Source organism: Ruegeria sp. K5, from assembly GCF_056531805.1.
In genome coordinates, this window is sequence record NZ_JBQFML010000001.1 from 1 (window position 1) to 23,274 (window position 23,274).

At 60.6% G+C, this 23,274-nt stretch carries 20 protein-coding genes; 11 read left to right on the forward strand and 9 right to left on the reverse strand.

Annotation, left to right across the window (positions count from 1 at the left end; translation table 11 throughout):
- Positions 1-1,101 (reverse strand): serine hydroxymethyltransferase (glyA, locus tag ACR0MO_RS00005; protein ID WP_480889169.1); only part of this gene is annotated, 1,101 nt, incomplete at its 3' end.
- Positions 1,102-1,268: 167 nt separating this feature from the next.
- Here glyA and ACR0MO_RS00010 point away from each other — a divergent pair.
- Complete coding sequence (locus tag ACR0MO_RS00010) at positions 1,269-2,030, forward strand: NAD kinase (protein ID WP_480889172.1); 762 nt, start codon at positions 1,269-1,271, stop codon at positions 2,028-2,030.
- A gap of 257 nt (positions 2,031-2,287) precedes the next feature.
- On the opposite strand, the gene ACR0MO_RS00015 is transcribed toward ACR0MO_RS00010, so the two are convergent.
- The 3 genes from ACR0MO_RS00015 to ACR0MO_RS00025 form a co-directional block, all read right to left on the reverse strand.
- Positions 2,288-3,724 (reverse strand): amidase family protein, encoded by a 1,437-nt coding sequence (locus ACR0MO_RS00015; RefSeq protein ID WP_480889174.1) that lies wholly within the window; start codon positions 3,722-3,724, stop codon positions 2,288-2,290.
- Positions 3,725-3,800: 76 nt separating this feature from the next.
- Positions 3,801-5,690 carry a propionate-CoA ligase PrpE gene (gene prpE, locus ACR0MO_RS00020; protein WP_170449321.1) on the reverse strand — a complete coding sequence of 630 codons (1,890 nt, stop codon included), beginning with the start codon at positions 5,688-5,690 and terminating at the stop codon, positions 3,801-3,803.
- Between the two features lie 263 nt (positions 5,691-5,953).
- Complete coding sequence (locus tag ACR0MO_RS00025) at positions 5,954-8,227, reverse strand: NADP-dependent malic enzyme (RefSeq protein ID WP_170449323.1); 2,274 nt, start codon at positions 8,225-8,227, stop codon at positions 5,954-5,956.
- 186 nt (positions 8,228-8,413) lie between these two features.
- Between ACR0MO_RS00025 and ACR0MO_RS00030 the strand changes: the two genes are divergently transcribed.
- The 7 genes from ACR0MO_RS00030 (at position 8,414) to upp (ending at position 14,801) form a co-directional block, all read left to right on the forward strand.
- Positions 8,414-9,139, forward strand: coding sequence for a hypothetical protein (locus ACR0MO_RS00030; RefSeq protein WP_170449325.1), 726 nt, complete (start codon positions 8,414-8,416; stop codon positions 9,137-9,139).
- Positions 9,084-10,184 carry a cupin domain-containing protein gene (locus ACR0MO_RS00035; RefSeq protein WP_170622087.1) on the forward strand — a complete coding sequence of 367 codons (1,101 nt, stop codon included), beginning with the start codon at positions 9,084-9,086 and terminating at the stop codon, positions 10,182-10,184. The genes ACR0MO_RS00030 and ACR0MO_RS00035 overlap by 56 nt, the downstream gene beginning before the upstream one ends.
- A 92-nt stretch (positions 10,185-10,276) precedes the next feature.
- Positions 10,277-10,669 (forward strand): cytidine deaminase, encoded by a 393-nt coding sequence (locus ACR0MO_RS00040; RefSeq protein ID WP_170449329.1) that lies wholly within the window; start codon positions 10,277-10,279, stop codon positions 10,667-10,669.
- A 4-nt stretch (positions 10,670-10,673) separates the two neighbouring features.
- Entirely contained in the window at positions 10,674-11,981 is a 1,308-nt protein-coding gene (locus ACR0MO_RS00045; RefSeq protein WP_170449330.1) for a thymidine phosphorylase, read from the forward strand.
- Complete coding sequence (locus ACR0MO_RS00050) at positions 11,978-13,189, forward strand: phosphopentomutase (RefSeq protein ID WP_170449333.1); 1,212 nt, start codon at positions 11,978-11,980, stop codon at positions 13,187-13,189. Before ACR0MO_RS00045 ends, ACR0MO_RS00050 begins: the two co-directional genes overlap by 4 nt.
- On the forward strand, positions 13,186-14,172 hold the full coding sequence (locus tag ACR0MO_RS00055; protein WP_480889177.1) for an adenosine deaminase: 987 nt from the start codon (positions 13,186-13,188) through the stop codon (positions 14,170-14,172). Before ACR0MO_RS00050 ends, ACR0MO_RS00055 begins: the two co-directional genes overlap by 4 nt.
- Entirely contained in the window at positions 14,169-14,801 is a 633-nt protein-coding gene (gene upp, locus ACR0MO_RS00060) for a uracil phosphoribosyltransferase (protein WP_170449337.1), read from the forward strand. The genes ACR0MO_RS00055 and upp overlap by 4 nt, the downstream gene beginning before the upstream one ends.
- Positions 14,802-14,807: 6 nt before the next feature.
- Here the strand turns inward: upp and ACR0MO_RS00065 are convergent, their stop codons facing one another.
- Positions 14,808-15,821, reverse strand: a complete 1,014-nt coding sequence (locus tag ACR0MO_RS00065; protein WP_170449339.1) for a hypothetical protein — start codon at positions 15,819-15,821, stop codon at positions 14,808-14,810.
- Between the two features lie 126 nt (positions 15,822-15,947).
- Here ACR0MO_RS00065 and ACR0MO_RS00070 point away from each other — a divergent pair, with 126 nt between their 5' ends.
- The 3 genes from ACR0MO_RS00070 to ACR0MO_RS00080 all read left to right on the forward strand — a co-directional run bounded on the left by ACR0MO_RS00070 (position 15,948) and on the right by ACR0MO_RS00080 (position 18,488).
- The gene (locus tag ACR0MO_RS00070) at positions 15,948-16,883 is read left to right on the forward strand and encodes a DMT family transporter (protein ID WP_170622083.1); all 936 of its coding nucleotides are present in this window, start codon (positions 15,948-15,950) and stop codon (positions 16,881-16,883) included.
- On the forward strand, positions 16,880-17,539 hold the full coding sequence (locus tag ACR0MO_RS00075; RefSeq protein ID WP_480582188.1) for a sulfotransferase family 2 domain-containing protein: 660 nt from the start codon (positions 16,880-16,882) through the stop codon (positions 17,537-17,539). Before ACR0MO_RS00070 ends, ACR0MO_RS00075 begins: the two co-directional genes overlap by 4 nt.
- A 175-nt stretch (positions 17,540-17,714) precedes the next feature.
- Positions 17,715-18,488, forward strand: coding sequence for a Hint domain-containing protein (locus ACR0MO_RS00080; RefSeq protein WP_480781131.1), 774 nt, complete (start codon positions 17,715-17,717; stop codon positions 18,486-18,488).
- 55 nt (positions 18,489-18,543) lie between these two features.
- Here ACR0MO_RS00080 and ACR0MO_RS00085 read toward each other — a convergent pair whose 3' ends face one another.
- Genes ACR0MO_RS00085 through ACR0MO_RS00100 form a run of 4 tightly spaced genes read right to left on the reverse strand, consistent with a single transcriptional unit; the run spans position 18,544 to position 23,087 of the window.
- Positions 18,544-20,745, reverse strand: coding sequence for a 3-hydroxyacyl-CoA dehydrogenase NAD-binding domain-containing protein (locus ACR0MO_RS00085; RefSeq protein ID WP_170449343.1), 2,202 nt, complete (start codon positions 20,743-20,745; stop codon positions 18,544-18,546).
- Positions 20,738-21,226 carry a cupin domain-containing protein gene (locus ACR0MO_RS00090; protein ID WP_170449345.1) on the reverse strand — a complete coding sequence of 163 codons (489 nt, stop codon included), beginning with the start codon at positions 21,224-21,226 and terminating at the stop codon, positions 20,738-20,740. Before ACR0MO_RS00090 ends, ACR0MO_RS00085 begins: the two co-directional genes overlap by 8 nt.
- Entirely contained in the window at positions 21,226-22,437 is a 1,212-nt protein-coding gene (locus ACR0MO_RS00095; RefSeq protein ID WP_170449347.1) for an acetyl-CoA C-acetyltransferase, read from the reverse strand. The genes ACR0MO_RS00090 and ACR0MO_RS00095 overlap by 1 nt, the downstream gene beginning before the upstream one ends.
- An 11-nt stretch (positions 22,438-22,448) precedes the next feature.
- Entirely contained in the window at positions 22,449-23,087 is a 639-nt protein-coding gene (locus tag ACR0MO_RS00100) for a glutathione S-transferase (protein WP_170449349.1), read from the reverse strand.
- Positions 23,088-23,274 lie beyond the last annotated feature (187 nt).

The following is a 23,274-nucleotide window of genomic DNA, read 5'->3' on the forward strand; positions in this document are numbered from 1 at the left end:
GCCCGACGTGATGGTCGGCTTTTCGGGGTCAAACGGCACGCCGTTCTTGTTGCAGGTGATATGCGCCCGGCCCAGAGCCTTTTCGGTGGCGTTGCCCTTGACGCCCTTGGGCCGCAGATCGACCAGCACCACATGGGTGTCGGTGCCGTGGGTCACCGTGTCCAGACCGCCCTTGATCAGCTGGTCCGACAGCGCCTGCGCGTTGGTCACGACCTGCTGGATGTAGCTTTTGAACTCGGGCCGCAGCGCCTCGCCAAAGGCCACGGCCTTGGCCGCGATCACATGCATCAGCGGGCCGCCCTGAATGCCGGGGAAAATCGCCGAGTTCACTTTCTTAGCGATATCTTCATCATTGGTCAGGATCATACCCCCACGCGGACCACGCAGGGTTTTGTGAGTCGTCGTGGTCGCCACATGCGCATGCGGGAAAGGAGAGGGGTGTTCGCCCGCTGCCACCAGACCGGCAAAGTGCGCCATGTCCACGTGCAGATACGCGCCGACCATGTCGGCGATTTCCCGCATGCGGGCAAAGTCGATCTGACGCGGGATGGCCGAGCCTCCGGCGATGATCAGCTTGGGCTGGTGTTCCTTCGCCAGCGCCTCGACCTGATCATAGTCCAGCATGTTGTCTTCTTTGCGGACGCCATATTGCACCGCGTTGAACCACTTGCCCGACTGGTTCGGGCGGGCGCCGTGGGTCAGGTGACCACCGGCATCCAGGCTCATGCCCAGAATGGTGTCGCCGGGCTGGATCAGGGCCTGAAACACGCCCTGGTTGGCCTGAGAGCCAGAGTTCGGCTGCACATTGGCAAAGCCGCAGCCAAACAGTTCCTTGGCGCGGTCAATGGCCAGATTCTCGGCGATATCGACGAACTGGCAGCCGCCATAATAGCGGCGACCGGGATAGCCCTCGGCGTATTTGTTGGTCATCACCGAGCCCTGCGCCTCCATCACGGCGGCAGAGACGATGTTCTCGGACGCGATCAGCTCGATCTCATCGCGCTGGCGGCCCAGCTCGGATGTGATCGAGCCGAAAAGTTCCGGGTCGCGGTCGGACAGGGATTGGGTGAAAAAGCCCGTATCACGAAGGTTGGCGTTCATTTGCGCTCCATAGACTGGGGTAAAAACTTGCGGATTTCCTATCGGAAACCCACCATCGGCAAAAGGCATAAAGCGACGATTTGGCCCGCTGCGGCGTCAAGTCTGGCCTATTGAGGAAAGGTATGTTTGTTTCGGAACCAAATGTGTAGCACCGGAAACCAGACCCAATGAAAAAAAGAATCGCCTTCCTCGCCAGTGAGGCCGAGATGGCGCAGGACGCCCGCGATCGCCTGATTGAACAATATGGCAATGCCGCCCCGCGCGACGCCGAGGTTGTGGTTGCCCTGGGCGGTGACGGTTTCATGTTGCGCACATTGAAGAACATGCAGCATCTCGACGCGCCGGTATACGGTATGAATCGTGGCACAATCGGGTTCCTGATGAACAATTTCCACGAAGAGGACCTGATGGCCCGTCTTGCCGATGCGCAGGAAGAGGTCATCAACCCGCTGGCCATGCGGGCCATGGACCAATCGGGAAAGCTGCACGAGGCATTGGCGATCAACGAGGTCTCACTGCTGCGCGCAGGCCCGCAAGCCGCACGGTTGAAAATCAGCGTCGATGGGCGCGAGCGGATGGCGGAACTGGTCTGCGACGGTGCGCTTCTGTCCACGCCTGCCGGTTCGACGGCGTATAACTACTCGGCCCATGGTCCGATTCTGCCAATCGGGGCGGACGTCCTTGCCTTGACCGCAATTGCCGCATTCCGGCCGCGCCGCTGGCGGGGGGCTTTGCTGCCGAAGATTGCCAAGGTTCGATTCGACGTTCTGGACGCAGACAAACGCCCCGTCATGGCCGACGCTGATTCCATTTCAATCCCGGATATCGACTGGGTTGAGATTCGGTCAGAGCCTGCAATCACCCATCGCATCCTGTTTGACCCGGGCCATGGTCTGGAAGAGCGCTTAATCTCTGAGCAATTCACCTAAACTGCGATTTTTTTAGATTTATTTTCTCTTGTGTGAAGAAGTTCACACGGCATTCGTTACGGATTGGCTAATCTGACCGTGCTCGGAGATCACGCTATGGTGGGAGTGAGTGGCCACCTGTACGGCGTTTTCGAATGGTTGCGTAAATTTCGCGCTGGCGAGGGTGGGTGGTGCTACGCTCGTCATCAGAAATCCGGGCATATTTAAGCAGCTGGACCCCGGGCCCAATAACCCGGGGTCTATTTTGTTTGGGGCGGTTACCCGTCTGAAAGCCTGTCCCATAGTGGCAGACACATCTGCCCGACACGTTCTTCGATGGCGGCGGCAGCGTCCACGGCCAGATCTTCGCGCCAGCGCCGCGCGGCAATCTGGACATTGATGGGCTGCGGACCTTTCGGCAACTGAGCCAGACGGGCAGGGACGCAGGCGGCGGGCAGGCCCAGAAAGTTCATCGCGTAGGAATAAACGGCGCAGCCCAGAACCTCATGCACGCCTTCGGCCCCTTCGGTGTCGCGGTCCGGCTTGAAGAAGGGTTGCGGCAGGAAGGGCGACAGGACCAGCGGGTAATCCTGTAGAAACAGCGACCATTCGCGCGCATAATGGCTGCGTTTGGCCAGCATCCTAAGCAACTCGGTTTCGACGATAGGCGGGAATTCCTGAAAATAGACGTCGAAGATGTCCTGAATGGTCTGAGAGCCCGCAGCCTCGACATCCGACTTCATCAGCGTCAGCACTTCGCCCATCAACGAGCGATAGCCGATCCGCCCGCATTCAAAGACATCGGGCGGATCGATTTCTTCCACCAGATACCCGGCATCCGCCAGCGCATCGCGCGCGGTGTCCAGCGCCTTTTCGACCTCGGGGAGAAGGGCGTAGCCAAAGGTGTTTTTGGTAAAGGCAACTTTGATCGGCCCTTCCAGATCGTCCCCGCGCCAAGGCATCGGCACGTGGAAAGGGTCCCGTGCGTCGGGCGCGATCAGGCTGGGCATCGACAGGTGCAGATCCGCAGCGGACCGGGTCAACAGCCCTTGCACCGACATGGATTGGGCCAGCGATCCGCGCTCGGCCTTTTGGCTGGGGTTCCAGGCGGGCACGCGACCCAGGCCGGGCTTGACCGTAACCGCGCCATTGGCGGCGGCGGGAAACCTGAGGCTGCCACCGATGTCATTGCCGTGAGCCAGCGCGCCGATACCCGCCATCACGGCAGCACCGGCCCCACCAGACGATCCCCCGGGCGAGATATGCTGACCCCAGGGGTTATGGGTGCGCCCGTATAGCGGGTTGTCCGTATCGGCGCGGAAGGAAAACTCTGGCGTGTTCGTGCGGCCGATCACAATGGCCCCGGCCTTTTGCAGGTTCGACACAACCGGGGCGTCATCCGGCGCGATCACGTCTTTCAACGCGACCACGCCGTTTGTGGTGGCGTGGCCCTTTTGATCGACATTCACTTTGATCGTGACCGGGACGCCGAACAACGGGCCGGGATCTTCGCCCTTTGCACGCGCCTGATCCAGATCTCGGGCACGGTCAAGCGCCTGATCGCTCAGGTCTTCGACCACTGCATTGAGGCTGGGATTGACCGCATGCATCCGATCAATCGCGGCTTGTGTTGCGGTTTTGGCGCTCAAGTCGCCGCTGCGGATCAGCTGTGTCAACTCGGTGGCGCTGAGACGCCAGATATCGCTTTGTGTCATGGGCCCTCACTGTCTGATCGTGACAGTAGGGGGCCTGTATCCGGTTGCAAGGGGGGCGGTGCAGGCCGCCCCGGACTTATTGCGCGTATCCGATGGTTTGCAGGGCCGCTTTGATCTCGTCCAGAATGGCCGGATCATCAATGGTTGCAGGCATCTTGTAGTCCTGCCCGTCGGCAATCGACACCATGGTGCCGCGCAGGATCTTGCCCGAGCGGGTTTTGGGCAAACGATCCACCACGACAGCCAGCTTGAAGGCCGCGACCGGCCCGATCTTGTCGCGGACCATCTTGACGACCTCCTGAACCACGTCGCCATGATCGCGTGCGGCACCCGCGTTCAGACACAGGAAGCCGACCGGCATCTGGCCTTTCAGCTGATCCGAGACGCCAATCACTGCGCATTCTGCGACGTCGGGATGGGCGGCCAGTACCTCCTCCATCCCGCCGGTCGACAAGCGGTGGCCCGCCACGTTGATCACATCGTCGGTGCGCGCCATGATATAGAGGTATCCATCCTCGTCGATCATGCCTGCGTCGCCGGTTTCGTAGTATCCGGGGAAGTGTTCCAGATAGGATTTCCGGAAACGGTCCTCGGCATTCCACAGCGTTGGCAACGTGCCGGGGGGGAGGGGGAGTTTCACGGCAATCGCGCCCAACTCACCCGGTTTCATCGGGTGGCCGCCCTCGTCCAGGATTTGCACATCATAGCCGGGCATCGGTTTGGCGGGCGAGCCAAGTTTGGTCGGCAATTCCTCGATCCCCAATGGGTTGCCAGCAATGGTCCATCCGGTTTCGGTCTGCCACCAGTGGTCGATCACCGGAACCTTCAGCGCGTCCTGGGCCCAGATGATCGTATCGGGGTCAGCGCGTTCGCCCGCCAGATACAGCGCGCGCAAGCCGGACAGGTCATATTTGGCCAGCATCTCGCCTTTGGGGTCCTCGCGCTTGACGGCGCGGATGGCGGTGGGGGCGGTGAAAAAGCTACGGACATTGTGTTCCGAGATCACCCGCCAGAAGGTGCCCGCGTCGGGGGTGCCGACAGGTTTGCCTTCGAACACGATGGTGGTGTTGCCGTGGATCAGCGGGGCATAGCAGATGTAGGAATGCCCCACGACCCAGCCCACATCCGAGGCCGCCCAGAACACATCGCCCGGATCGACATTGTAGATGTTCTTCATCGACCAGTTCAGCGCAACCAGATGCCCGGCGGTTGGTCGCACAACCCCTTTCGGCGCACCCGTGGTACCCGAGGTATAGAGGATATAGGCCGGATCATTGCCCGCAACCGGCACGCATTCCGCCGGTTCAACGCCGTATTGGAAGCCGTGCCAATTGAAGTCGCGTCCTTCAATCAGTTGCGCAACCTCTTGTTCACGCTGGAAAATCACGCAGAACTCGGGCTTGTGCTTTGCCATGTCGATGGCGCCGTCCAGCAGGGGTTTGTAGTGCACCACGCGGCCCGGCTCCATCCCGCATGAGGCGGCGATGATCGCCTTGGGCTGTGCGTCATCGATGCGGACGGCCAGTTCGTTGCTGGCAAAACCGCCGAACACCACCGAATGCACGGCACCCAGTCGGGCGCAGGCCAGCATCGCCTCAAGCGCTTCGGGGATCATCGGCATATAGATGATGACCCGGTCGCCCTTTTCGATGCCCTTGGCCCGCAACGCCCCGGCCAGGGTGGCGACGCGGTTGCGCAGCTCGACATATGAGATCTCGCGCTTGGTATGGGTGATCGGGCTGTCATAGATAATGGCGGTCTGCTCGCCGCGCCCGTTTTCGACGTGGCGGTCGACGGCGTTCCAGCAGGTATTGACCTGCGCGTCACTGAACCATTCATAAAGCGGGGCGTTATCGTCAAACAGCGCTTTGCTCGGAGGTTTGTCCCAATCGATCCCTTTTGCAGCGTCCATCCAGAACGCCTCGGGGTCGTTTTTCCAGCTATCGTAAACGTCCTGATATGCCATTTTGTCTTCCTCCCAAAGCACTGAGCACGTTGTTAGGTATCCGCCGCGTATCAAACAAGCGGCGCTTGTGACGCCGCGTCAGTTTATCGCAAAATCTTTGCAGTTCGGTTCGGAATGATCTGCAAATTATTGCAAACCCGTTTGGTTTTTTGGGCTTAGTTGAATAACCTTGCGGAAATTGCAAATTTGTTAACTTTTCTGTGCAAAGGCGACGACTCGCCGAACGCCAAAGCAGGCGTTCGGCTTCATAATCGCGCATCGCATCAGCCGTAATGTGCGACTGGGGTGCCGGCGATGGCCGCCATGTTCAGCAACCCGCGCGCTGTGATCGACGGTGTCACGATATGGGCTTTGTTTCCCATACCCATCAGAATCGGACCAACCTCGATCCCGTCGGCTTTCATCTTCAGAATGTTCCGCACTCCGCTTGCCGCATCGGCATGGGCAAAGACCAACACATTTGCCGCCCCTTCCAAACGCGAGGCCGGGAAGATCCGGGCCCTGAGCTCCGGGTCCAGCGCGGCATCAAGGTTCATCTCGCCTTCGTAGATGAAATCTCTTGGTCGCTGATCGAGTATTTCGATGGCAGCACGCAGGCGTTTGCCCGAGCCTTCGGCCTGATTGCCGAACTGAGATTGCGAACAGAAGGCGATTTTGGGCTCCAGCCCGAAACGCCGCACATGGCGGGCCGCGCCTATGGTGGATTCGGCCAGTTCCTCGGGCGTTGGCAATTGCCGGACATGGGTGTCGGCAATGAACAGGGGGCCGTCTTCCAGAATCATCAGCGACAGCGCGCCATGCGGACGCAGGTCGCCCTTGTTCAGCACCTGCTCGACATAGTTCAGGTGCCAGCGATATTCGCCGAACGTGCCGCAGATCATGCTGTCCGCTTCCCCCCGGTGCACCATGATCGCCCCAATGGCGGTTGTATTGGTGCGCATGATGGCCTTGGCCAGATCCGGCGTCACGCCCCGGCGTTGCATGATCTTGTGGTACGAGCTCCAATAGTCGTAATAGCGCGGGTCGTTCTCCGGGTTCACGATCTGACAGTCCTTGCCGGGGCGGATGGTCAGGCCCAGCCGGTCGCAGCGGGCATCGATCACCTCGGGCCGTCCGATCAGGATCGGTGTTTCGGTGGTTTCTTCCAGAACGGCCTGCGCGGCACGCAGGACCCGTTCATCCTCGCCTTCGGCAAACACGATCCGGCGCGAGGCTGCAGCGGCGGCTTCGAACACAGGCCGCATCAGCAGGGCGGATTTGAAGACGGTCTGGTTCAGCTTTTCCCTGTAGGCATCCAGATCCTTGATCGGACGTTTGGCAACGCCGCTGTCCATCGCTGCGCGCGCCACAGCCGAGGACACAACGCCCACCAGACGCGGATCAAAGGGTTTGGGGATCAGATAGTCCGGGCCGAAATTCAGCTGCTCGCCCTTATAAGCAGCGGCAGCCTCGGCGCTGGTGGTGGCGCGGGCCATTTCGGCGATACCATCGACGCAGGCGATTTGCATCTCGTCATTGATCTCGGTCGCGCCAACGTCCAGCGCGCCGCGGAAGATGAACGGAAAGCACAGGACGTTGTTCACCTGATTGGGAAAATCGCTGCGCCCTGTGGCGATGATCGCATCCGGCGCGACCTCGCGCGCGGCTTGGGGCAGAATTTCCGGGGTCGGGTTGGCCAACGCGAAGATGATCGGCTGATCGGCCATTCGGCTGACCATTTCGGGCTTCAGAACGTTCGGGCCGCTGAGACCCAGAAACAGATCGGCCCCATCGATCACGTCGTCCAGCGTGCGCAGGTCGGATTTCTGCGCGAACTGATCCTTGTGCGGGTTCATATCCTCTTCGCGGCCCTCATAGACCAGCCCGTGAATGTCGCACAGCCAGATGTTTTCGCGCTTCACGCCAAGCTTGACCAACATGCTCAGACACGCGATGCCCGCCGCGCCACCGCCGGTCGAGACGATCTTGATGTCCTCGAAGGACTTGCCGGCGACGTGCAGCGCGTTTTTGGCGGCTGCTCCGACCACAATGGCCGTGCCATGCTGGTCGTCGTGAAAGACGGGGATGTTCATGCGCTCGCGGCACAGCTTTTCGACGACAAAGCAATCCGGGGCCTTGATGTCTTCCAGATTGATTGCGCCGAACGTGGGTTCAAGCGCGCAGACGATATCGGCCAGCTTTTCCGGGTCGGGCTGATCGACTTCGATGTCGAAACAGTCGATTCCGGCGAATTTCTTGAACAGGACCGCCTTGCCCTCCATCACCGGCTTCGAGGCCAGCGCGCCGATATTGCCCAACCCCAGAACAGCCGTTCCGTTCGACACCACAGCCACCAGATTCCCGCGCGAGGTATAAAGCTCCGCGTTCGACGCATCGGCCTTGATCTCAAGGCTCGCCTCGGCCACGCCGGGCGAATAGGCGCGGGCCAGATCGCGACCATTGGCCATTGGCTTTGTGGCCTTGATCTCAAGCTTTCCGGGTTTTGGATGGGCGTGATAGTCAAGCGCGGCTTGTCTTTGGCTGCGTGAGTCAGACATCAGCGATACGGCTCCCTTCTGGTATCTAACCGTGTGGTAACCGAGTTTTTGCGGCTTGGCTACGTTGCGTCACCTATCACAGCTTGATGTCTCTTAATCCGGGCTTGGTTGATTTCCGTTGTAAAATATTTACATTCGGCCAAATCCACTCACTCAAACTGCCGAACCAGCAGAACCAAGATAGGCATGACTTTCAGCACTGAAACCAAAGCAGAGCGTTTGACTCTGCCCGTTCGATTTGCACCCGCAACCGGCGTTGCGGTGACCCATTGTGTCATGTTGGCGACGCTGCTGTTTTGCGTGGTTGGGATACTGTGGCCAACCTGGGCGATCACGCATGTTAATGAAGGCGGGATTGTCGAGATTGCATCGGCTGTGATGCTGTTCGGCGCGGCTGTGGCGGCGTTGGTAACTTTGAAGGGGTTGCCGCGAGTGTATATTTCGCTGGGCTGTTTCCTTCTGGCAGAGCGAGAGATCGACACCGAGATCTTCGCCGCAGACAGCTCGCTTGCGGCTGTATTCAACGCGATTGACAACATGCTCGATCCCACTTGGGTGCGGGTGGTTCTGGGTCTGGTCTTGCTGTTCGGAGTGGTCTGGCACGGGATCCCAACGATCTGGAAAGCCCGCAAGGCCCGTGCGCCATTCCTTACCGTTTTTGCTTTGGCAGTGTTGGCTGTCGTCGTGGCGCAAGTTGTGGATCAGGTCGCACGGCCCAAATATACGGACTTTTCCCAACTGACGCTGATGCGGCTTTTTGTTGTGGAAGAAACGCTCGAGCTATTGTTTTCGATTGGCATTTTCGCTTCGGTTCTGATCGGATGGCGTAAACACCAACAGCACGAGACACTGCCCGATGCGCCCTTTGCGTTCGAACCAGACGATAGCCGAGTTCCGCTTACCAACGAATGAGCTAAGGGACGACATCCCATTTTACACCAAGGTTCTGGGGATGCGGATGGATATGATCTATCCCGCAGACGATCCGCGGACTGCCGTGTTCTCAGGTCATGGGTTGCGTCTGCGCATCGAAAAAGATGCGCCTGAAGGTGCCGGAACGCTTCGCATCCTGACCGAAGACCCCGATGCATTTGCCGGCGGCGAAAGGGTTTTGATCGCGCCAAACGGAACCCGAATCGAGATTGAAGACCGCGACCCGCCGCTGGTCATGCCCGAAACGGTCCATTCCTTTGTCGTCCGTCGCCTTAAAGATCAGGCCCCTTGGATCATCGGGCGAGCCGGGATGCACTATCGCGACCTCGTTCCGGATCGTTTGGGCGGCTCGATCATCGCCAGCCATATCCGCATCCCCGATGGCGGGCCGGTGCCGGATATGGTGCATTTCCACAAGGTGGGTTTTCAGCTGATCTTCTGCATCCATGGCTGGGTCGATGTTGTCTACGAAGATCAGGGTGACAAGATGCGCCTGACCGCCGGGGATTGCTTTATCCAGCCCCCGGAAATCCGCCACCGTGTGCTGGAAGCCTCGGACAACGTGCAGGTGATCGAGATCGGCGTTCCGGCCGAGCATGTCACCGAGATTGATCATGAGATGGAGTTGCCGACGCCTCATTTGCGTCCGGACCGGGAATGGCAGGGCCAACGCTTTGTCTACAATCAGGCCAAGGATGCCGAGTGGATACCCTTCCGGCTGCCGGGCTATGTTTGCCGCGACACGACGATTGCCGAAAACACCAAAGGCGTGGCCGGGGTACAGGTCATCCGCCGTGGGCAGGGGGACCCGGTTTGGGCCAGCCATGATACCGACATTCACTTTACCTTCGTCATGACCGGAGAGGTTACGTTGGAAGGCGAAGGGCGCGAGCCATACCGGCTGGAACAGGGGGATGCCTTTGTTATTCCGCCGGGAATGCGCACGCGGCTGGCGGACCCGTCCGAGGATATCGAATTGCTGGAAGTGACATTACCGGGAACCTTCAACACAATGCTGGAATAGGCGAAAAACACATGCTGGGGGCTTCAACTTCCCCGGCGCTTGCTATTAGGGTACGTTTTTCTGACCAACTGATCAAAAATTGGGGAATCGCCATGTCGCTCAAAGATGCTGCCCTGAAGGTTCGCGAAAACGCCCATGCGCCTTATTCGAACTTCAAGGTGGGCGCGGCGATCCTGTCGGGGTCCGGTACGCTTTACGTCGGCTGCAACGTCGAAAACGTGGCTTATCCCGAAGGCACCTGTGCCGAAGCAGGGGCGATAGCCGCCATGGTTGCCGCAGGTGAGACCGAACTGGCCGAGGTCTACGTCGTGGCCCAAAGCCCGCAACCGGTGCCGCCCTGCGGGGGGTGCCGCCAGAAACTGGCCGAGTTTGGCGCGCGCGACGTGAAGGTCACGCTGGCGACGACCGGGGGGATGGAACTGGAAACCACCATTGGTGATCTTCTGCCGGGCGCGTTCGACGCGTCCCATATGCAGGACGCCTGAGCCAATGGATGCCCGCTCGATCATCGCAAAACTGCGCCGGCATGAGGTGCCGACCGGCGAAGAATTGACATGGTTCGCGCAAGGTCTGGCCGATGGCGGGGTCAGCGACGCGCAGGCCGGGGCCTTTGCGATGGCGGTTTGCATGGGCGGGCTGGGCGCGCAGGGACGTGCCGACCTGACCCTAGCCATGCGCGACAGCGGCGATGTCCTGAGTTGGGATGTGGATGGGCCGGTGATCGACAAACACTCGACTGGCGGGGTGGGGGATTGCGTCAGCCTGATACTGGCCCCGGCGCTGGCGGAATGCGGGGCCTATGTTCCGATGATTTCCGGGCGGGGCCTTGGTCATACAGGTGGCACGCTGGACAAGCTTGAAGCAATTCCCGGTGTCACCACGCAGATCGGGCAGGACCGCCTGGCCCAGATACTAAGCGAAACCGGGGCCGCGATTGTTGGCGCAACCGGTCAGATCGCACCGGCCGACAAGCGGCTGTATGCGATCCGGGATGTCACGGCGACGGTCGAAAGCCTCGATCTGATCACCGCGTCAATCCTGTCCAAGAAACTGGCGGCCAGCCCCGAGGCATTGGTGCTCGATGTCAAAGTCGGCAGCGGCGCGTTCATGAAAACGCTGGACGAGGCGCGCAAGCTGGCACAGGCCCTGACCGAGACCGCGAATGCGGCTGGGTGCCGGACTTCGGCCGTGATCACCGATATGCATCAACCCTTGGCCCCGGCGCTGGGCAATGCGCTGGAAGTGGCCGAGGTGATGAATGTTCTGACAAATGCGCATTACGCGCCGCTGGCCGAAATTTCGGCCGAGTTGGGTGGCGTATTGCTGGCCGATGCGGGCATGGTCGCCACGGCTGATGAGGGGCGCGACAAGATCACCGACGTCATCCGCGACGGGCGGGCAGCTGAGCGGTTTGGCCGCATGATGGCCGCTGTCGGCGGGCCGCTGCAGTTCGTCGAAAACTGGTCACGCTTCCTGCCCGAAGCCAGCGTGATCCTCGAGGTTCAAGCCCCGCGCGGTGGGTATATCAACGCGATAAATGGCGAGGCATTGGGCCTTGCCGTGGTTGCCTTGGGCGGTGGTCGGCAGGTCGAAAGTGACGTGATCGACCCGGCGGTCGGTATGTCCGGCATTGTCCGGCTGGGCGACAAAGTCGACAAAGGCGCGCCCTTGGCCGTGGTGTATGCAGCGCGTGAAGACGCCGCGCGGCAGGCCGCAGAAACGATCCTGCAAGCCATCTCGATCGGCGATGATGCACCGATGACCCCGACGCTGGTTCATGAAAGGATCACCGCATGAGCCGGGCTTTTCTGGTCGTCATGGACTCGGTCGGCATCGGCGGCGCGCCGGATGCGGGCCAGTATTTCAATGGCGACGTGCCGGACACTGGGGCCAACACGGTCGCACATATCGCGCAGGCCTGTGCCGAGGGTCGCGCCGAGGACGGGCGCTCTGGCCCGCTAGACCTGCCCAATCTGGACGCGTTGGGCCTTGGTGCTGCGGCGCGTCTGGCGTCGGGGGAGGATACGCCGGGGCTTGATGCTGATCCTTCGGGCCTCTGGGGATGCGCGCGCGAACGTTCGCCGGGCAAGGACACGCCCTCGGGCCATTGGGAACTGGCCGGGCTGCCCGTACCGTGGGATTGGCACTATTTCCCCGACACCACCCCGGCCTTTCCCGCTGATCTGAGCCGCGCCGCAGCCGAGGCGGCGGGCGCCGATGGCATTTTGGGCGACTGCCACGCCTCGGGTACCGCGATCATCGCGGAACTGGGGGCCGAACATATGCGCACCGGCTGGCCGATTTGCTACACCTCTGCCGACAGCGTGTTCCAGATCGCCGCGCATGAAGGCAGCTTTGGCCTCGACCGTCTGCTTGAGATGTGCCGGACGCTCGCGCCGCGTTTGCACCAGATGAAAGTGGGTCGGGTGATTGCACGGCCCTTTGTCGGATCGCCTGAGGACGGTTTCACCCGCACCACTAACCGGAAGGATTTCGCGATCCTGCCGCCTGCTCCGGTGCTGACCAATTGGGTGCAGGATGCCGGGCGCAAGGTGCATGCGGTAGGCAAGATCGGCGACATCTTTTCGATGCAAGGGATCGACACGCTGCGCAAAGGTTCGGACGCCGAGTTGATGAGGCACCTGTCCGATCTGGTGGACCACGCCGAAGAGGGCAGCCTGACCTTCGCCAATTTCGTCGAATTCGACAGCCTCTATGGTCACCGCCGCGACATTAGCGGCTATGCGCGGGCTCTGGAATGGTTCGACCGGGAAATCGGCGTGATCCTGCAAAAGCTGCGCCCGGACGACCTGCTGCTGCTGACCGCCGATCACGGCAACGATCCCAGCTGGACCGGAACCGACCACACGCGCGAACAGGTGCCTGTTATGGTCGCTGGAAAAGGCAGCGGCCAGATCGGGCAAATCGCATTCGCCGACGTCGCCACCAGCATTGCCCATCACCTGAACGTACCGGCGCAAGGGCCGGGGAGAAGCTTTCTATGACCGTTGCGGATCTGCCCAAAATCGAATTGCACCTGCACCACGAAGGCGCGGCCCCGCCCGCCTTTATCCGCCAACTCGCCCATGAAAAGCGCGTTGACCTGAGCGGGATTTTCAAACCTGACGGCAGCTATTACTTTCGTGATTTCGCCCATTTCCTCAGCGTGTATGAGGCCGCTTGTGAGGTTCTCAAAACGCCCGAGGATTTCCGCCGTCTGACGCTGGCGATACTTGAAGAAAGCGCCGCAAATGGTATTGTTTATTCAGAAACCTTTCTCAGCCCGGATTTCTGCGGCGGCGGGGATCTTCATGCCTGGCGTGACTATCTGACGGCCATTCAGGACGCCGCTGACGAGGCTGAGCGCAAGTTTGGCATCACCCTGCGCGGCGTCGTCACCTGTGTCCGTCATTTCGGACCAGAACAGGCCAAACGCAGCGCCCATTGCGCGGCGGAAACCGCAGGCGACTGGATCACCGGGTTTGGCATGGGCGGCAACGAATCCGTGGGCACCCAGGGGGATTTCAAATGGGCCTTCGACTGCGCCCGCGAGGCGGGTTTGCGTCTCACCACCCATGCGGGCGAGTTTGGCGGCCCGGAAAGTGTCCGCAATGCGATCCGCGACCTTGGTGTGGAACGCGTCGGCCACGGGGTGCGCGCGATTGAAGATCCTGACCTTGTGCACGAAATTACCGACCGTGGTATCACGCTAGAGGTCTGTCCGGGATCAAACGTGGTCCTTGGCCTGTTTCCCGATTTCGCAGACCACCCGATTGCAAGGCTGCGCGATGCAGGCGTCAACGTAACCGTTTCCACCGACGATCCGCCCTTTTTTCATACCACCATGCGGCGCGAATATGAGATGCTGCACGCAGCCTTCGGCTGGGACGCCGAAGACTTTGCTGCGCTGAATGAAACAGCCCTGAACGCGGCTTTTTGTGACGAAGACACCCGCGCGCGGGTCAAGAAAAGACTGGAGAACTCATGAGCGATCACCTGACCGTCGTCGACCACCCGCTGGTGCAACACAAGCTGACGCTCATGCGGGGCAAGGGCACCTCGACCGCCGTGTTCCGGCAGTTGCTGCGCGAGATCACGCTGCTGTTGGCTTATGAGATCACGCGGGAAATGCCGCTGACGACGCGGCATATCGAAACCCCGATGGAGGAGATGGACGCCCCCATTCTGGCCGGCAAGAAGCTGGCGCTAGTCTCGATCCTGCGGGCGGGCAACGGGATGCTGGATGGGGTTCTGGAATTGATCCCCTCGGCACGGGTGGGATTTGTCGGCCTATATCGCGATGAAGAAACGCTGAAACCCGTTCAGTACTACTTCAAGGCCCCCGAGGGGCTGAAAGACCGTCTGGTCATCGCCGTGGACCCGATGCTGGCCACCGGCAACAGCTCTGCCGCCGCGATTGATCTGCTGAAAGAGCAGGGCGCGACCGATATTCGCTTTCTCTGCCTGCTGGCCGCACCCGAAGGTGTCGAACGCATGAAAGAGGCGCATCCAGATGTGCATATCGTCACCGCCGCGCTGGATCGCGAGTTGAACTCGAAAGGCTATATCATGCCCGGTCTCGGTGATGCCGGGGACCGGATGTTCGGCACCAAGTAAGGCGGATCACTCGCCGCAGATATTCTGTAGCCGGACCCAATCGCGGTCCGGCAACACCTGTTCCAACGTGCGCCCGGCCATCGGGTCGGCCTCGATCAGGCCCAGCACGGTTTCCCCGGTGATGTCACGTGCATAGGCATAAGGGGTCGAGGGCAGGGCGGCCTGCGCGAACATCGCCAGCAACGCCTCATCCGTGACCGAGGGGCGGGGTTCGGACAAGACCTGTTCGGTATAGCTGTCGACGATCTGAGGCGTCAGCCCTCCGGTTGTCAGCAATCGAAACGCCGAGGACGCGCCCGTCCGGTCCAGCAAATCATCCAGCGGGTCCTGCTGTTCGGACCGCGCCCGTTCTGCAATAACATATCCGGCGGCGACGGCTGGATCCTCATGATCCTCGACCAATGACCGGCTGAGTAGCACGGTACCGCCCGGCAGGCTGAGGCTGTCCTGCACCCCTGCAGGCAGGATGATGATCTGCCGCACGCCGGTCCGTTTCGCCAACCGATCCAATGACGCCTGCGCATCGCGTGAGGTACAGGCACGCCCCGACACACGCTCGATCCGTTTCAGAATCGCGCCGCCGATTTCCTGCCGCTTCACCTCGGGCACGACGGACACCACATGGCTTTGCAGCGCTCCGGGCAGCCACAACAGCATGACCGCCAGAACAGCGGCAACAACGCCCCCAACGCTGAGCCACCGCAGACGCCCGGGATGCGGACGTGCCTTGTCGATGGCGCGTTGCAGCCGGTCGATGGCTTCTAGCATGGTCTTTTCGCTTTCGGCCAGCTCCAGCGTCTCATCCGGGTCGCCATCGGGGTTGAAGATCGCCGGGAAGACGCCCGGATTTTGCCGTTCCAGCGCCGCCAGTGACCAATGCGTCAACGCCCGGTCATTGAAATCCGAGATGGTGAGCGTGGCCTCACCAATCGAGACGACAACCTCGCGCCGTTGTTCATCGGGCGAGGGGCGCCACAGACCGGTGGCTTCGATCCGCTGGTACTGTTTCAGGGCGGTCATCTGGATGGGTTCTGCTCGTATTTCTTTTGCCGCAGCTTAGCACGCCCAAATCGCGTGGCGCAAACTTGTTGCGTCGGGATTGGCAATTGTGCTGGATGGCGGGACGCAGAACAGGAACAATGGCAGATGCAGGCAGCTAAACCGACCTCACCGATTTTGGCCGCGGCCCTGATGGTCAGTTCCATGGCCATCATCGGGGTTGTGGACAATGTCGTGATTCTGCTGGCCGAGACAATAGGGCTGTGGCAATTCCACCTGAGTCGGGCCGCTTTGATGTTGCCCTTGATCGCAGGGCTGTCGCTGCTGGGCTTTGGCACGCTGCGCCCCAAACGGTTAGGGCCTGTCGTGGTGCGCAGCCTGCTGATCACCACGGCCATGCTGTTCTATTTCGCCTCGCTGGCTTTGATGCCGATTGCGCAGGCGCTGGCCGGGCTGTTTACCTCACCGATCTTTGTGCTTCTGATCTCGGCACTGGGGCTGAAACAACCTATCGGTCCGTGGCGTATCGGGGCAGTGATGATCGGGTTCATCGGCATCCTGTGCGTTTTGCAACCCAACCCAACCGATTTCGACGCCCGAACCCTGTTGCCGGTGGCGGGCGGGTTTTTCTATGCGCTCAGCGCCATTGTCACCCGCAGTCATTGCTCGGACGAAAGCACGGTGGCTCTGCTGGCGAATATGGTGATGACCCTGGGACTGGCAGGCGCAATCGGGTTGGCCTTTTTCACCGCCTTTCCGGTGGATACGCCCGAGGGGCCGGATGGGTTTGTGACCCGAGGGCTGGTCTGGGACTTCCAACCGGCCATCCCGTGGATCGTCGTGCAAGCCGTGGGGTCGACCATCGCGGTCTTCATGCTGATCAAGGCGTATCAAGTGGGCGAGCCGTCCTTTGTTGCCGTGTTCGAATATTCGGTGATGATCTTCGGCCCGCTTTTTGCCTGGGTGGCGTTGGGGCAGTCCATCGGCGTGATGCAGGTCTTTGGCATCGGACTGATTGCAACGGCGGGGGCCGTGCTGGGATGGCGCGCCAGTCGCGCAACGGCAGAGCAGGGCGTGGCGTGATCATCTCGACCGGACGCCGTTATGTGTTCGTGCATATCCCCAAGACCGGGGGCACGTCGCTGGTGTTGGCGCTGGAACAGCGGGCGATGAAGGATGACATTCTGTTGGGGGATACGCCCAAGGCGCTGAAACGTCGACGCCGCGCCAAATCCCTGAACGCGCGCGGGCGCTTGTGGAAGCATTCAACGCTGTCCGATATCGACGGGGTTCTGTCTGCCAAGGCTTTGACGTCGATGTTCGTGTTTACGATGGTGCGCAATCCGTGGGACCGGATGGTGAGCTATTATCATTGGCTGCGGGTACAGAGCTTTGATCACCCGGATGTCGGGCGCGCCAAAGATCTGGATTTTGGGTCGTTTGTCCTGCATCCGTCCACGCTGCGATCCTTTCGGCACCACCCCGCGCGCGCCTATGTGACCATGGCCAACGGGGCCGAAAGATGTGACGCATATATTCGCCTTGAGCATTTCGCACAGGACGCGCGGCCTCTGATCGAACATCTCGGGTTTGACGTGGAGCTGCCGCATCTGAACCGGTCGAAGCGGGATCGCGATTACCGTCGGTACTATACGACGCAAACAGTGGATGCGGTTGCCCAAGCCTGCGCGGAAGATATTCGGAGATTCGGATATCAGTTCGACGGATCGGCCCAGTAATCGTTTCCGAACGCGGATCAAAAGAAGTATTTACCCCGCATTTGTCTGTAAAATGTGCGCAAAAGGGGTCTCAAAAGGCCCAAATTGGGCGCAAATATGTCAGAAATAAGTCACCTCTTAAAATTCATGCTATCCGTTTTGCATCGTTAGTTTGTGCCACAAGGGGGTGAGGCACGTGTTTGAAGTAGTGAGTGTTTCGGGGTTTTCGGATCAATCTGGTGACGTTGATTTCGCCGACCCGAATAAAGCGGTAAACGCACGCCGTGGTGGTTTGTTGCACGGCACCAAAGTTGCTACCACAAGTGGCTGGAAGTTGATCGAACGGGTTGCCGTGGGCGATCTGGTGCGAACTTTGGATAACGGGTTTCGCGAGGTGCGCCGGATTTCGACCTGTTGCGTCGTTATTCCGGCCGATGAAACCCGCGCCGATTACATGCCGATATTTGTACCCGCACGGGCGACCTATAACGGGCGGCCTGTCTGGTTGATGCCCGAGCAGGGCATGGCGCTGGATCTTGGGAAACTCGATCCCGACGCGGCGGGTGTCTCGGTTATTCCGGCCCGGATGTTGAACGGCGCGTGCCGGATGTCGGCGCAGGTGCCGGGGTCATCGTTCCAGGTGACGACTTTGTTTTTTGACACCGATGAGGTGATCTTTGTCGAGGGTGGGCTGCAGGCCTTTTGCCCGGCTGGTCGGTTCAGTGCCCGTTCGGCACAGGATCACGCGCCCTATAGGGTGGCGGATGAACAGACCGCGACGGCTTTGGTCAATTCGATTGCAATCAGGGGCGACGTTTCAGCCCTTGCAAACCCGTTGGGTGCACTGCCTGCACCCATCCCGCAGGAACCGATTTTTCCGATCCGCCCGCCATCCGGCATGCGCAGACCGGGGCGTCCGGGCAGGCCAAATGCGCCTGTCCTGTTTCTGCGGCCTGAATGGCAGACCTAACCAAACACGAAAAGAACGATGCAGGCGCGTGGTGTCACGCGCCTGCATCAATTGATTAAGCGGCTTTGGCTTCGGGGTCGAAGCGGCCATAGAAGGTCTGACCTTTCTCGGCCATCTCACGCAGCAGCGGCGGGCAGGCAAAACGCTCGCCATAGGCTGCGGCCAGTTGGTCGCAACGCTCGGCGGCGTAAGGCGCGCCGATGATGTCAAGCCAGCTCAGCGGACCACCGGACCACGGCGCAAAGCCCCAGGCCAGAATGGCGCCCACATCGCCTTCGCGGATGTCTTCCAGTACACCCTCTTCCAGCGCGCGCACCGCTTCCAGAACCTGCGCGAACATCAGACGTTCCTGCACTTCGATCAGGTCGGGTTGATCCTCGACCAGCGGATACTTGTCCTGCAGACCATTCCAGTACCCGACGCGCTTGCCCTTTTCGTCATAGTCAAAGAAGCCCGCGTTCGATTTGCGGCCCAGACGGCCCTGTTCTTCCATCCAGAAGATCAGATCGTCCGAGGGGCTTTCGGGATAGGCATCGCCCATTGCCGCCTTGGTGGCACGGGCAATCTTGGCCCCTAGATCGATCGAGGTCTCATCGGTCAGCTGAACCGGACCGACAGGGAAACCCAACTGACGCGCGGCGTTGTCGATCAGCACGGGGCTGACGCCCTCGGTGATCATGCGCGCACCTTCGTTGATGTAGGGGATGATGCAGCGGTTGCAGTAGAAGAAGCGTGCATCGTTGACCACGATGGGCGTCTTCTTGATCTGGCGCACATAGTCCAGCGCCTTGGCGACCGCGCGATCCCCGGTTTCCTTGCCCTTGATGATCTCGACCAGGAACATCTTCTCGACCGGCGAGAAGAAGTGGATGCCGATGAACTGATCCGGACGCGCCGAGGCTTTGGCCAGATCGGTGATCGGCAGGGTCGAGGTGTTCGAGGCAAAGATGCAATCCTCGGGGATGATCGCCTCGACCTTCTTGGTCATCTCGGCCTTGACGCCCATATCTTCGAAGACAGCTTCGATGATCAGGTCACAGCCTTTCAGGTTGTCCAGATCCGGGGTCGCGGTGATGCGGCCCAGCATGGCCTCTTTCTTTTCAGCGGTGACCTTGCCGCGCTTCATGCCCTTGTCCAGATAGGTCTCGGTATAGGCCTTGCCCTTGTCGGCGGCTGCTTGATCACGGTCGACCAGAACCACTTCCATACCGGCCTGCGCCGACACCAGCGCGATGCCCGCACCCATCATGCCCGCGCCCAGAACGCCGATCTTCTTGACCGACTGATCGGGAACACCAGCGGGACGCACAGCGCCTTTTTCCAGCGCTTCCTTGTTCAGGAACAGCGAGCGGATCATGGCACCCGAGGACGGGTTCATCAGCACGGAGGTAAACCAGCGCGCCTCGATCTTCAGCGCGGTGTCGAAATCGACCAGAGCACCTTCGTAAACCGCGCTCAGCAGCGCCTTGGCAGCCGGGAAGGCGCCTTGGGTCTTGCCATGCACCATCGCCGAGGCTCCGACGAAGTTCATGAAGCCCGCAGGATGGTAGGGCGCGCCGCCGGGCATCTTGTAGCCTTTGGCATCCCAAGGCTTGACGATGTCGCCGTCCTTGGCGTTCAGCACCCATTCCTTGGCCGCAGCCATCGGGTCTTCGGCGATCTCATCGATATAGCCTGCGCCCTTGGCTTTCTTGACGTCCAGCATCTTGCCTTCCAGCAACAGCGGAGCCGCCGCAATCGCGCCAACCTTGCGCACCATCCGCGTGGTGCCGCCCGCGCCGGGGAAGATGCCGACCATAATCTCGGGCAGGCCGAACTTTGCCTTGGGGTTTTCGGCGGCAAAGATGCGGTGCGTGGACAGCGGCAGTTCCATACCGATGCCCGCGGCGGTGCCGGGCAGAACGGTGGCAATCGGCTTGCCGCCCTTCTTGGTCTTGGGGTCCATGCCCGCAAGCTCGATCTTGCGCAGCAGGGCATGCATCTGCATCGTGCCCTCGAACAGACCCTTGGCCGGATCGTCGCCCGCCTGTTCCTTCATCACCGCCAGCAGGTTCAGGTCCATGCCACCGGCAAACGACCCTTCCTTGCCCGAGGTGATGACGATGCCTTTGACCGCGTCATCTGCCAGCGCATCATCGATGCAGCTGCTCAGTTGCGCCAGCCCGTCAAAGGACATCACGTTCATGGTTTTCCCGGGCACATCCCAGGTGATGACGCCCACGCCATCAGAGTCTTTTGTCAGAGTGAATTCAGTCATTGTCATCTCCAATCTGGTCAGCCGTCAGCGGGCTGCCGTCTTTGCGGGTAAAGCGAAAGCCGTCGGCATCGAACTTCACCATCATGTCTAAGTCGCTGTAATAGCCGGTCTCGGTCGGGGTCCGTGTGCCCACCACCAGAAAGGTCGCGGGCGCATCGGTTTTGTTCACAAGGTGGTGGCCGTTGGCCTCACCTGCGGGAAAGGCGGCGCAATCACCGGGCTGCATCTCATGCTCACCATCATCGTCGATCAGGGTGCAGGTGCCGCTGAGGACAATGGCGAACTCGTCCTGTTCCATGTGATAATGGCGCAGCGAGGACAGCCCCTGCGGTTCCAGCCGCACGATGTTGACCCCGTACTGGGTCAGCCCGCCGGCATCACCCACAGGCTGAACAAAGCGGCCATCGCCTGCCTTTGCCAGCTTGCCGGGATAGCCCGAGCCGCCCCTGAACGGGATCTGAGAGAGATCCAGCTTGGGCATCAGACCCGCTCGATGATGGTTGCCGCACCCATGCCGGACGCGATGCAAAGCGTTGCCAGACCCATTTCCTTGTCCTGACGCTCAAGCTCGTCCAGCAGCGTGCCGATGATCATCGCGCCGGTCGCGCCCAGCGGGTGGCCCATCGCGATCGAGCCGCCATTGGGGTTGACCAGCGCCGGATCGACGTCAAACGCCTGCTGGAACCGCAGCACGACCGAGGCGAAGGCTTCGTTTACTTCGAACAGGTCCAGATCGCTGATCTTCATGCCGTTGTCGGCCAGAATCTTCTCGGTCACCGGAACCGGGCCGGTCAGCATGATGGTCGGATCGGTGCCGATCTTGGCGGTCGCCTTGATACGCGCGCGCGGTTTCAGGCCGTATTTCTCGCCAAACTCCTTGTTGCCGATCAGCACAGCAGCGGCCCCATCCACGATGCCCGAGCTGTTGCCCGCGTGGTGGACGTGGTTGATCTTTTCCAGATGCGGGTATTTCAGCATCGCAACCTTGTCAAAGCCCGGCATCTGCTCGCCCATCATCTGGAAGGACGGGTTCAGCGAACCAAGGCTTTGCATGTCGGTGCCGGGGCGCATGTACTCGTCGCGGTCCAGAATGGTCAGCCCGTTCTGATCCTTGACGGTGATGACCGATTTCTCGAACCGGTTGTCCGCCCAGGCCTCTGCGGCACGGCGCTGCGATTCAACCGCCAGCGCGTCCGCGTCATCGCGAGTAAAACCATATTCGGTGGCAATAATGTCAGCCGAAATGCCCTGCGGCACGAAATAGGTGCCCATCGCCAGCGACGGGTCCACGGCAATCGCCGCACCGTCGCTGCCCATGGCTACGCGGCCCATCATCTCGACACCGCCGGCGATATAGGCCTCGCCTGCGCCGCCTTTGACCTGGTTCGCCGCCAGGTTCACCGCTTCCATGCCCGAGGCGCAGAAACGGTTGATGGCCAGACCGGGGATCGATTCATCCAGATCCGAGGCCAGAACAGCCGAGCGCGCCAGACAGCCGCCTTGCTCCATCACCTGCGTGACGTTGCCCCAGATCACGTCCTCGACAGCGTGGCCTTCCAGATTGTTACGCTCTTTCATCGCGTTCAGGGTCAGGGCGGACAGGCGCACCGAGGTCACCTCGTGCAGGCTGCCATCCTTGCGGCCCTTGCCGCGCGGGGTGCGCAGGGCATCATATATGTAAGCTTCGGTCATGAGACTTCTCCTTAAGCTCGATCCGACGGGTTGCCGGGCATCAGGTCATAGGGGTGTTTCCAGCCGGGCTGTGCGCTGAGACGGGTCAGCCAGGCATCGATATGGGGCCAGTCGGCACGGTCAAAGCCGAATGGTTCGGGGTAATACAGATAGCCGCAGCAACTGAGATCCGCGTTGGTGACGCCATCACCAACAATCCAGTCACGGCCTTCCAAATGGGCATTAAGGACTTCGTAAGCCGCTTTCAATCGCCCCTGATTAAACGCAATCACATCCGGGTTACGGTGTTTTTCCGGCAGGAAATTGACCAGAAACCGCGTCAACCCGGCCATCGAGCTGAGCTTGTGGTTGTCCCACAGCACCCAGCGAAGGATCTCGTAGTTCTCGTCCCGGTCCTTGCCGCCGAACTTGCCGGATTTTTCGGTCACGTAAGCCTGAATGGCGCCGGACTGGCTGGTGCGAAAATCGCCATCGACAAGAAACGGGGCTTCGCCCATCTCGTTGGCGTCCTTGCGGAACTCTGGCGTGCGGGTCTCACCGTTGAAGAAGTCGACAAAGACCGGCTCCCACTGCAGCCCGGACATCTCCAACGCCAGCGCCGCCTTGTAGCTGTTTCCGCTTTCTCCGAAGCAGTGCAGTTTGATCGTCATGCGATTGCCCCTCCCAAGGCGCATGTGGTCAGGTTGGAATTGAGTATTTGTAAAAAGATGAAGTGAGGACGTTTACCATTTATCAAACCGGATCTGTTTCACTCGGCTTGCGGTACAGGCTGGAGAGCCGATGACCGCAAAAGGTGAAGTCGTCCCTGTCCTGATGGCGAGTGCGCCCGGTGGCAGG

What these genes read in the sequence shown, in the direction of transcription:
- ACR0MO_RS00010 (WP_480889172.1), top strand. Translation starts at nt 1,269, where the DNA reads ATGAAAAAAAGAATCGCCTTCCTCGCCAGTGAGGCCGAGATGGCGCAG.
- ACR0MO_RS00015 (WP_480889174.1), bottom strand. Translation starts at nt 3,724, where the DNA reads ATGACACAAAGCGATATCTGGCGTCTCAGCGCCACCGAGTTGACACAG.
- prpE (WP_170449321.1), bottom strand. Translation starts at nt 5,690, where the DNA reads ATGGCATATCAGGACGTTTACGATAGCTGGAAAAACGACCCCGAGGCG.
- ACR0MO_RS00025 (WP_170449323.1), bottom strand. Translation starts at nt 8,227, where the DNA reads ATGTCTGACTCACGCAGCCAAAGACAAGCCGCGCTTGACTATCACGCC.
- ACR0MO_RS00030 (WP_170449325.1), top strand. Translation starts at nt 8,414, where the DNA reads ATGACTTTCAGCACTGAAACCAAAGCAGAGCGTTTGACTCTGCCCGTT.
- ACR0MO_RS00035 (WP_170622087.1), top strand. Translation starts at nt 9,084, where the DNA reads ATGCGCCCTTTGCGTTCGAACCAGACGATAGCCGAGTTCCGCTTACCA.
- ACR0MO_RS00040 (WP_170449329.1), top strand. Translation starts at nt 10,277, where the DNA reads ATGTCGCTCAAAGATGCTGCCCTGAAGGTTCGCGAAAACGCCCATGCG.
- ACR0MO_RS00045 (WP_170449330.1), top strand. Translation starts at nt 10,674, where the DNA reads ATGGATGCCCGCTCGATCATCGCAAAACTGCGCCGGCATGAGGTGCCG.
- ACR0MO_RS00050 (WP_170449333.1), top strand. Translation starts at nt 11,978, where the DNA reads ATGAGCCGGGCTTTTCTGGTCGTCATGGACTCGGTCGGCATCGGCGGC.
- ACR0MO_RS00055 (WP_480889177.1), top strand. Translation starts at nt 13,186, where the DNA reads ATGACCGTTGCGGATCTGCCCAAAATCGAATTGCACCTGCACCACGAA.
- upp (WP_170449337.1), top strand. Translation starts at nt 14,169, where the DNA reads ATGAGCGATCACCTGACCGTCGTCGACCACCCGCTGGTGCAACACAAG.
- ACR0MO_RS00065 (WP_170449339.1), bottom strand. Translation starts at nt 15,821, where the DNA reads ATGACCGCCCTGAAACAGTACCAGCGGATCGAAGCCACCGGTCTGTGG.
- ACR0MO_RS00070 (WP_170622083.1), top strand. Translation starts at nt 15,948, where the DNA reads ATGCAGGCAGCTAAACCGACCTCACCGATTTTGGCCGCGGCCCTGATG.
- ACR0MO_RS00085 (WP_170449343.1), bottom strand. Translation starts at nt 20,745, where the DNA reads ATGACTGAATTCACTCTGACAAAAGACTCTGATGGCGTGGGCGTCATC.
- ACR0MO_RS00090 (WP_170449345.1), bottom strand. Translation starts at nt 21,226, where the DNA reads ATGCCCAAGCTGGATCTCTCTCAGATCCCGTTCAGGGGCGGCTCGGGC.
- ACR0MO_RS00095 (WP_170449347.1), bottom strand. Translation starts at nt 22,437, where the DNA reads ATGACCGAAGCTTACATATATGATGCCCTGCGCACCCCGCGCGGCAAG.
- ACR0MO_RS00100 (WP_170449349.1), bottom strand. Translation starts at nt 23,087, where the DNA reads ATGACGATCAAACTGCACTGCTTCGGAGAAAGCGGAAACAGCTACAAG.